General features: G+C 41.4%; 9 protein-coding genes. 3 read left to right on the top strand and 6 right to left on the bottom strand.

Going from position 1 to position 7932, the window contains the following annotated elements; all coding sequences use genetic code 11:
* The 3 genes from IM319_RS07640 to IM319_RS07630 all read right to left on the bottom strand — a co-directional run.
* Positions 1 to 495: RNA-guided endonuclease InsQ/TnpB family protein (locus IM319_RS07640; RefSeq protein WP_287735190.1), on the bottom strand; the 495-nt coding region annotated here is incomplete at its 3' end.
* A gap of 807 nt (positions 496 to 1302) precedes the next feature.
* On the bottom strand, positions 1303 to 1653 hold the full coding sequence (locus IM319_RS07635) for a hypothetical protein (RefSeq protein ID WP_287685086.1): 351 nt from the start codon (positions 1651 to 1653) through the stop codon (positions 1303 to 1305).
* A 93-nt stretch (positions 1654 to 1746) separates the two neighbouring features.
* Positions 1747 to 2805, bottom strand: coding sequence for a tocopherol cyclase family protein (locus IM319_RS07630; RefSeq protein ID WP_287735189.1), 1059 nt, complete (start codon positions 2803 to 2805; stop codon positions 1747 to 1749).
* Positions 2806 to 2807: 2 nt separating this feature from the next.
* Here IM319_RS07630 and IM319_RS07625 point away from each other — a divergent pair, with 2 nt between their 5' ends.
* Complete coding sequence (locus tag IM319_RS07625; RefSeq protein ID WP_287735188.1) at positions 2808 to 4058, top strand: FGGY-family carbohydrate kinase; 1251 nt, start codon at positions 2808 to 2810, stop codon at positions 4056 to 4058.
* A gap of 59 nt (positions 4059 to 4117) precedes the next feature.
* Here the strand turns inward: IM319_RS07625 and IM319_RS07620 are convergent, their stop codons facing one another.
* Entirely contained in the window at positions 4118 to 4699 is a 582-nt protein-coding gene (locus IM319_RS07620; protein WP_287735187.1) for a thioredoxin family protein, read from the bottom strand.
* 311 nt (positions 4700 to 5010) lie between these two features.
* Between IM319_RS07620 and IM319_RS07615 the strand changes: the two genes are divergently transcribed.
* Positions 5011 to 5826 carry a hypothetical protein gene (locus IM319_RS07615; RefSeq protein WP_287735186.1) on the top strand — a complete coding sequence of 272 codons (816 nt, stop codon included), beginning with the start codon at positions 5011 to 5013 and terminating at the stop codon, positions 5824 to 5826.
* A 161-nt stretch (positions 5827 to 5987) separates the two neighbouring features.
* Here IM319_RS07615 and glmU read toward each other — a convergent pair whose 3' ends face one another.
* A complete protein-coding gene (gene glmU, locus IM319_RS07610) occupies positions 5988 to 7340 on the bottom strand; it encodes a bifunctional UDP-N-acetylglucosamine diphosphorylase/glucosamine-1-phosphate N-acetyltransferase GlmU (RefSeq protein ID WP_287677342.1) in 1353 nt (450 codons plus the stop codon).
* 191 nt (positions 7341 to 7531) lie between these two features.
* On the opposite strand from glmU, the gene IM319_RS07605 reads away from it, so the two are divergent.
* Entirely contained in the window at positions 7532 to 7699 is a 168-nt protein-coding gene (locus IM319_RS07605) for a hypothetical protein (protein WP_002801704.1), read from the top strand.
* Between the two features lie 57 nt (positions 7700 to 7756).
* Here the strand turns inward: IM319_RS07605 and IM319_RS07600 are convergent.
* Positions 7757 to 7932 (bottom strand): zinc ribbon domain-containing protein (locus tag IM319_RS07600; RefSeq protein WP_287720618.1); only part of this gene is annotated, 176 nt, incomplete at its 5' end.

Below are 7932 nucleotides of genomic sequence, written 5' to 3'. Positions count from 1 at the left end.
TCTTATTGAGATATGCCAGCGTCCAGAAGGATGTAATCTGACTGTTACTGTACTTGGTTCACAGCTTTCTGGTATCTGTCTTGACCATCGAATAGGTAAAGGTTCTGCGCATTTAGCTAAATAGATTTGTCTGTCTTTGAACTTAAAAGCAGATTTGGTAAATTCGGCACTTCCTCCTTGATGTTTTTTCTTAAAGTTGGGATACTTAGTACGACCAGCAAAGAAATTAGTGAAAGCTGTTTGTAGGTGTCTTAACCCTTGTGGTAAAGGTACACAGCTTACTCCATTGAGAAAGTCTAATTCTTCTTGCTTTTTCCAATCGGTTAGCATTGAAGAAGTTTGAGCGTAGCCTACTCTTTCTTGCTTTTCGTACCATGCTTGTGTTCTGACATGGAGAGCTTTATTGTAAACTAATCTTACACAGCCCAAGGTGCGCCGCAATAGCGACTCTTGTTCGGGTGTTGGGTAAAATCGAAACCAATAGGCTTTTTCCATGGGGAGCATTTTAGCATATATTCCGTAAATGTGCTAATATTTGACGGTAAAGCCAACCTAGAACGGCGGGGTTTCAGACCCAGTTTTTCGATGATCGAGGGATTATTATCACCTCTGCTGGAACGATTATAGCGATTTGTCGCACCTTGACAATCTATATTTTTTCCGTTCGTTGTCCTATCAGCTTTTACGCACTTATGCAGCAATACCGACAATCAGCAATTATCAGTGACTCTTAAGATGTTAGGTCACAAGTGGCTGAACAAACGGGAATAATTATGCAAACCCCATCGCAATTTGTAATCAGAGATTGCTGATTGACACTCCCGTCGCTAAAAGCCTATCCATTAGTCACATATTTCTTAACATAAAATTTGACAAAAAGAGAAAAGTGTGCAAGATGGCTCAAGGGGGTTCTATCGGGTAAATAATTTGATGAAATAGTTTCCAAGTCTCGCCGATGATATCATGTAAGGGATATTCTTTGATTCTTTCTACTGTACTTTTAGCTTAGGCTGCAATTAAATCTGAAGGTTGAAAGTGGGGCGAGGACAATTAACCATCTTTACCATTACTTTTGAAAAATAGTATTAATTATTATCAAAAAAATATCGAGGGCGACTTCTGTAAAACCTAACTAAAAAAGCCTATTTTATTGACTTTAAAATAATTTTTTAGCCAGACTCACCGACCGATTCTATTTCTGAGCAGAGATTTACAACATTTCTTATAGGAATAAATTATAAACTAATGGGTTATTATCCTCTGAATAATAGCTGCTAACTCCTGAAAAGGAAGACTCTGTACCTAGCCATTAAAATAACTGCTATCCCACCTTTCAGAATATGGTTCCGTGGGAATATTTTCTTCATCTTCCACTTCTGTCTGCGCTACATAATATAATTTTAGTTCATGCAGTATATCGGTTATCGCTGTTTCTACAGCAATTTTTATTCTTAATCTTCGGGTGTGATAATCGTGATCTTTTTCCCCCAAAGTTTTGAAACTGCGGGGCAGAATTTGGATAGCATTATTCATGACTCGATCGATTTTAATCTCCGAGAGATATTGGCGAAAAGAACTAGGTAAATTCCTTAACTGTTCCCGCACTTCTGCTATCACTAATTGCTCAACAAAATTGAGAGAAGGTTGGTTCATGAAAAGATTTTTTAGCGATCAAAAACTGACTCAATGTTAATACCGATCGATAAATAATAGCGTGATATTATCCCGTCGCAATGGTGATTTAAATCACTGTTTGCTCCAAGCTGATGGCCAAATACCGCCAATTTCGAGACCAGCTAGACAACTAGAGCTATTTATAAGGATTTTACCGCGACTATCAGCCAATTTTATCGATAATTCACCTTTGAGGGTATCTTGACAAGCAAAACAGAGACCTTTTTCCGTGGGTACACGCACGCGATCGGGAGGATGATCACTGATACCGATTAAGACAATGGTATAATTCTCGTTGGTTGCCCTCATTTCCCAGTATCCCCAGGGTTGCACTGTCCAAGTTAGTTGAGAATTCCAGATATCAAACTTATAAAAGCGATTTTGCCAGTGAATACCGATAATTCCCACCGATTCCGTCCAGTTCAGAACTTTCCGGGTAGAACCCACTGCGGTTAAGGTTAAATCGGGATTTTCAGGGAAAGCATTACAATTAATCCAAAACCACTTTTCGGGGAAAGAATAACCCCAATTTTTCTCGCTATAAAAAGGTACATTCTCAAATTGGTAATTTTTTCCCCGATAGGTAATCATTCCCGTTGCTAAACCATGAGCAGTTAAAATCTGCCAACCTGGGTCAAAAATCGGTAAATAAGATAATATTCCTGCTGTTGCTTGGGGTGGACGCTTTTTATCTCCCCAACTGTACCTAGTTTCAACGCGATAATCCCATTGACAGATTTCTCCAGTGACGGGATCATAAATTCGTCCTTGCTGCTGGTTTGCCGTTGCTTGATAACCCTCTTGAACAGACTCAAAAAAAGCTGACGGGGAAAGGAGACAGGGACGGATTTTTAAGTTAGTTTTTCCCCAATGGATAATGGCTAATTCCTGACGACTTGCCCAAAATTTATCCGTATCGGGAAAAGTGCGACAAAGATAATTAGATTCTATGGCTAAAATTTGTACCGCTCCGCCGCTATTGACTTGACCGCCGCTTGGGTCTTGAATAGAATACATAAAGGCGAATCCGTCGGCTAATTGCGGAATCATGACTCGGAAGTACCAACCTTCAAAAAATCGGGGACTGATACCATCCCAATGGTAGCCAGAATGAGGGGGTTGTGAAGACATCAATGGGTTTATCTTTAGGTATTGATTTTGGCACATCGGGAGTGCGAGCGATTGCTATTGATTCTAGCAAAAATATCGTCGCTGAGGTTCATTATCCTTTCACCGATGCCAATTTTCAGGATTGGCAAAAGTCTCTATTTTATTTATTGGATAATCTAGGGGATTCGGTGCGTTCAGAACTTAAATCGATCGCGATTAATGGTACTTCCTCGACGGTGTTATTATGTGATAATTGGGGTAATCCTCTTTCTCAGGCAATATTATACAATGACGGGCGAGGAATTGCATTTTTAGAAGCAATTAAAGCTATAGCACCCCCTCACCATCCCGTGATTAGTGCTACCTCCAGTTTAGCTAAATTACTTTGGTGGAGTGAACAAGAAATTTTTTCGCAAGCGCGTTATTTTCTCTCGCAAGCGGATTGGTTAGCATTTCTGCTGCACGGTAAACTGGGAATCAGTGACTATCACAATGCCTTAAAGTTAGGTTATGATCTCGAAAATCTCTGTTATCCCGATTGGTTAGAGAATTTACCGATGTTTAATTTATTACCGCAAATTTTTGCCCCGGGTACAGCGATCGATACTATTAAACCGGATTTAGTGACTCGTTTTGCTATCCCGAAAGATTGTTTAATTTATACGGGAACCACCGACAGCATAGCGGCATTTTTAGCCAGTGGTGCTAATTCTTTAGGGGATGGGGTGACATCTTTAGGTTCAACTTTAGTCTTAAAATTATTAAGTAGCCAGAAAGTTGATGATAGTAACTATGGCATCTATAGTCATCGTTTAGGAAATTTGTGGTTAACTGGTGGGGCATCCAATACGGGAGGAGCAGTGTTAAAGAAGTTTTTTTCTGATCAAGAATTGAGAAATTATAGTTTAGCAATAGATGGACAAAAAGAAAGTAATTTAGATTATTATCCTCTACTAAAAGCGGGCGAGCGCTTTCCAATTAATGATCCTTTTTTACCCGCAAAACTGACTCCTCGCCCCGATAATCCTCTAGAATTTTTGCATGGTTTACTGGAAAGTATTGCCCGCATTGAAGCTTTAGGTTATCACCGGTTACAGGAATTGGGAGCCAATAAATTAGAGCGAGTTTATAGTGCGGGTGGTGGGGCAAAAAATCCGACTTGGAGAATAATTCGTCAGCGTCATTTAGGGGTTCCCGTGCTTTTATCTAAACAGGATCAAGCGGCCTATGGTACTGCCCTATTAGCACAGCAATCGGTTACGCTATTGCCATAGTCTTATAAGTAATAGGACAAAATTAATTTCTTGGTTTCCTATTACTTATAAGAGAAATTTTAGCCGTAATAGGGTGGCTCATTACCCGGTTTCCATTTGATATTACAGCCTAAACTCGGTTTTTGAGCCGTCGGTACTGGTTGACCGGTTAAAACCTTGTCAATAGCGGCGCGCAGATCTTTGCCTGTCACCGGTACGCCATTACTAGGACGACTATCATCCAATTGACCGCGATAGACTAGGCTGCGCTGACTATCAAAGAGGAAAAAATCGGGGGTACAGGCTGCCGTGTAAGCTTTCGCCACTGCTTGGCTTTCGTCATAGCATAAATTGAATTTAAAGTCAAGGGTTATCGCCATTTTTTTCAAATTTTCGGGCGAATCATCGGGATATTTCTCCACGTCATTAGAACTAATTGCTAGGATGCCCAGATTGGTGTTAGCATAATCGCGACCTAGACGGGTAAGTTCTTCTTGAATGTGTTTAACAAAGGGACAATGTTCAGAGAGGAAGATGACTAACAGAGCGGTTTTAGCCGTAAAGCTGTCCAGAGAGATAGTTTCACCCGAAACCACATCGGGTAAGGCAAAACTGGGGGCTTTTGTCCCCAAATCTAACATTGTGGACTCGGTGCGTGCCATAAAGTTTATACTCTTTTCTATAGGGAGGACTGAGATTTTTATAACATTTCACGCTTCATCGCGCAAATTTAAGGCCTTAACCCGCATCAGTAATCAGTAAACAGTAAACAGTAATCAGTGAACTGATAAGCCATTGACCTATCTGAATTACTCGTTAATATTGTCTATGAGCAGGGAGAAGGGAGAAGGGAGATAGGGAAGTGGGGAGAAGGGAGTAGAGAGCAGAAAGAAAAAAGCCGACTACTGACTACTGACTCCTGACTCCTTACCCCACAGTTAACCTTAATTTTGTCCAACTACTTAGAGGTTTTATGGCGTTTATTCTCATCAAAGGTAGATTTACCCCACAATTCGGTCAACCCGATGGGGATTCTGTCCGTTTTTTGGCAAACAATCGTCGCCTATTATTGGAATTAGAAGGTCGAAGACCGAATATTTCTCGTGATAACGGCACTGTGCAGTTACGTTTCGAGGGTATCGACGCAATCGAAAAAGGGGCAATTAAACCTTTATCGACTCAAGCTAAAGAGAATATGCTCGATTTAATCGGTTACGATCAAAATAATAATCCCACCCCCAAGGGCTATATTCTAGCGCGCATGGTGGATGACAGTTCTGGTCGTCCGATTTGTTTCGTTTTCGCAGGAAATACCGAGCAAGAAGATGGAGATGAAGTATTTTTAGATGCTAACCTACTGAGAGATTCCGTCAATTATCGGCAGGTACTAGAGGGTTATGCCTACCCTTTATATTACAATACGCTTTTTACCCAATTGCGACAAGAATTCAACAAAGCTTTAGCAGTGGCTAAGAAAGATAAAAAAGGTTATTGGCCTAGTGATAAAACTTTAACGGGAGTTACTGTTAAAAATAAGGATGACTTGAAAACAATCGATCCAATTTGGCCAAAATTATGGCGGCGATTGGAGGAGTATTTTCGTTCAGCAGATTCTTTAGCAGAATTTATCGATTTTCTCGAGGTTAAAAATGAGAGAATCGATATTCTTTCAGAGATGGAGGAAAGAGGACTGCAAAATATCGTCGCTGTCCAGGGAAATCTTGTTAAACTTACCGAATCTCCTGAAAATATTCGCGTAGTCGGTAAAGCAGGTCGTCGCGGCCGTTAAATCAGCAAACATCCCCCTTAATAACTATTTAGTTCACCTGTATAAGTAAGGGTTGAGTACCATTCAACCCCTCTTTCTTTCCTGCCCTTATCAAAGTGTTTATCTTGACTCTAATCTCGGAATTTAGCAACAGTTTTCTGTCCTTATATCCCGGAATTAACCTACTGAAACTGATCGGCCCAATTTTCGATCACACGCTGACTTTCGCGAGCAATAACTAAAGCGTTATCGGGGACATTTTTAGTGATAGTTGAACCAGCGGCCACGGTGACATTTTTTCCTAATTTTAAAGGGGCAACTAAAACACTATTTGCCCCAGTTTTTGTGCCACTGCCGATCATAGTTTGATGTTTCTTCACGCCATCGTAATTAGCAGTAATTGTTCCCGCACCAACGTTAACTTTTTCCCCTAAAGTGGCATCTCCCAAATAGGATAAATGGGCAATATTGGTTTTATTGCCGATGTCACTTTTTTTAATTTCAACAAAATTACCGACTCGACAATTAGCCCCAATTTTCGCTTCTCCGCGCAAATGAGCATAGGGACCGATGCGACAACCAGAATCCACCTGACTATCAGAAATAACCGAAAATAAGACTGTTACATCGCTGCCTATCCGACTATTTTCGATTAAACTCCCAGGACCGAGACGACAACCAGAAGCGATTATCGTCTCACCGCGCAGATGGGTTTGGGGTTCAATAATCACATCGGGACTGAGGGTGACAGTATCCTCAATGGTGACACTATCGGGGTCAATAATGGTGACTCCAGCAGCCATCCAATGATCCTTAACTCTAGTTTGCAGGATATCATAGGCGGTGGCTAATTGTTTGCGATCGTTAATGCCGCTAATTTCTAAACAATCCTCCACATCCACAGCCATGACGGGAGCGAGAAAATTGACCACATCCGTGAGATAATACTCACCTTGATCGTTATTGGGCGTTAAATTAGGCAGTATCGCCGCTAATTTTGACCAATTAAAGCAGTATATACCCCCATTAATCCGATGGTTTTGTCTTTGGGCATCGGTACAGTCTCTTTCTTCCACAATCTGCTTAACGAGATTATTGCCATCACAAAAAACTCGACCGTAACCTTTCGGGTTTGGGAGATTAGCAGTTAACAGGGTGGCGGCGTTACCATGGTTTTTATGAATCTGGAGAAGATTTTGCAAGGTTTCGGGACGCAACAGAGGAACATCGCCATTTAAGACCAACAAATCCCCCTGAAAGTCCTCTAAATGGGGGATTAACTGCTGAATAGCATGGCCAGTGCCTAACTGTTCCCTTTGTTCGACAAATTCGATATCCTCAAGATGCTGTAGAGTATTTCGCACCTGTTCTCCCTGATAACCGATAATTACCAGTTTTCGCCGGGGATGTAAGGATTCGCTGACATTAAGCACCCGTTCCACTAGCGATCGACTGCCGAGGGGATGTAAAACTTTCGGAAGGCTGGACTTCATTCGGGTTCCCTTACCCGCCGCTAAAATTGCTACCGCTACCATGGTCATGCTTGCCAATATCGTTCGCGACTGAGTATATCGCACTCCGATCCCTTTGGTTGCAAGAATTTTTTCTCTCTTTCATCCTGTGCCAGTTGAGAAACTACCATAAAAAGGTTTTCTTTAAGACATTGTTAAGGTACTATACACAAATTGAAACAATTGAAGATAATTAGCACTCTATAGATACCGCTATGACAACTGTACTAACCAAGGAATCCTCCGCCATGAAACAGATTCGCACCACCTACCAAGCTGACCAACAGGTGAAATACCTGCATCTAGAAGCGGAAATCGAGGTACTGCTGCAACAACTGCAAAACCTCAAGCGCAAAAACCAAGAGAATCAAAACCTAAATTAAAGAAAATTTCCCTATTGACATCCTCACCGCCGTAAAACGGACGGTGATTCCCAAACCTCACGATTTAGGTTTCTGCTTCTTTCCCGAAGGATTTTTCGCACCTGCCTTAACAGATTTACTCTGTTCTGGTCTTATGGTCGCTCTACAGACTGACACCGCAAGTCCTGCGGCCAAAATGTTTTTACTAGCGTTAATATCTCGGTCATGGTGTGTCCCACAGTCTGGACAATCCC

The organism is Microcystis sp. M113S1 (assembly GCF_020246945.1).
In the GTDB taxonomy this organism is placed as follows: domain Bacteria; phylum Cyanobacteriota; class Cyanobacteriia; order Cyanobacteriales; family Microcystaceae; genus Microcystis.
This window is presented reverse-complemented; position numbering and strand designations above follow the sequence as displayed.

Coding starts and splice junctions, on each gene's coding strand:
- IM319_RS07635 (WP_287685086.1), bottom strand. CDS start 1,653: ATGAACCAACCTTCTCTCAATTTTGTTGAGCAATTAGTGATAGCAGAA.
- IM319_RS07630 (WP_287735189.1), bottom strand. CDS start 2,805: ATGTCTTCACAACCCCCTCATTCTGGCTACCATTGGGATGGTATCAGT.
- IM319_RS07625 (WP_287735188.1), top strand. CDS start 2,808: ATGGGTTTATCTTTAGGTATTGATTTTGGCACATCGGGAGTGCGAGCG.
- IM319_RS07620 (WP_287735187.1), bottom strand. CDS start 4,699: ATGGCACGCACCGAGTCCACAATGTTAGATTTGGGGACAAAAGCCCCC.
- IM319_RS07615 (WP_287735186.1), top strand. CDS start 5,011: ATGGCGTTTATTCTCATCAAAGGTAGATTTACCCCACAATTCGGTCAA.
- glmU (WP_287677342.1), bottom strand. CDS start 7,340: ATGGTAGCGGTAGCAATTTTAGCGGCGGGTAAGGGAACCCGAATGAAG.
- IM319_RS07605 (WP_002801704.1), top strand. CDS start 7,532: ATGACAACTGTACTAACCAAGGAATCCTCCGCCATGAAACAGATTCGC.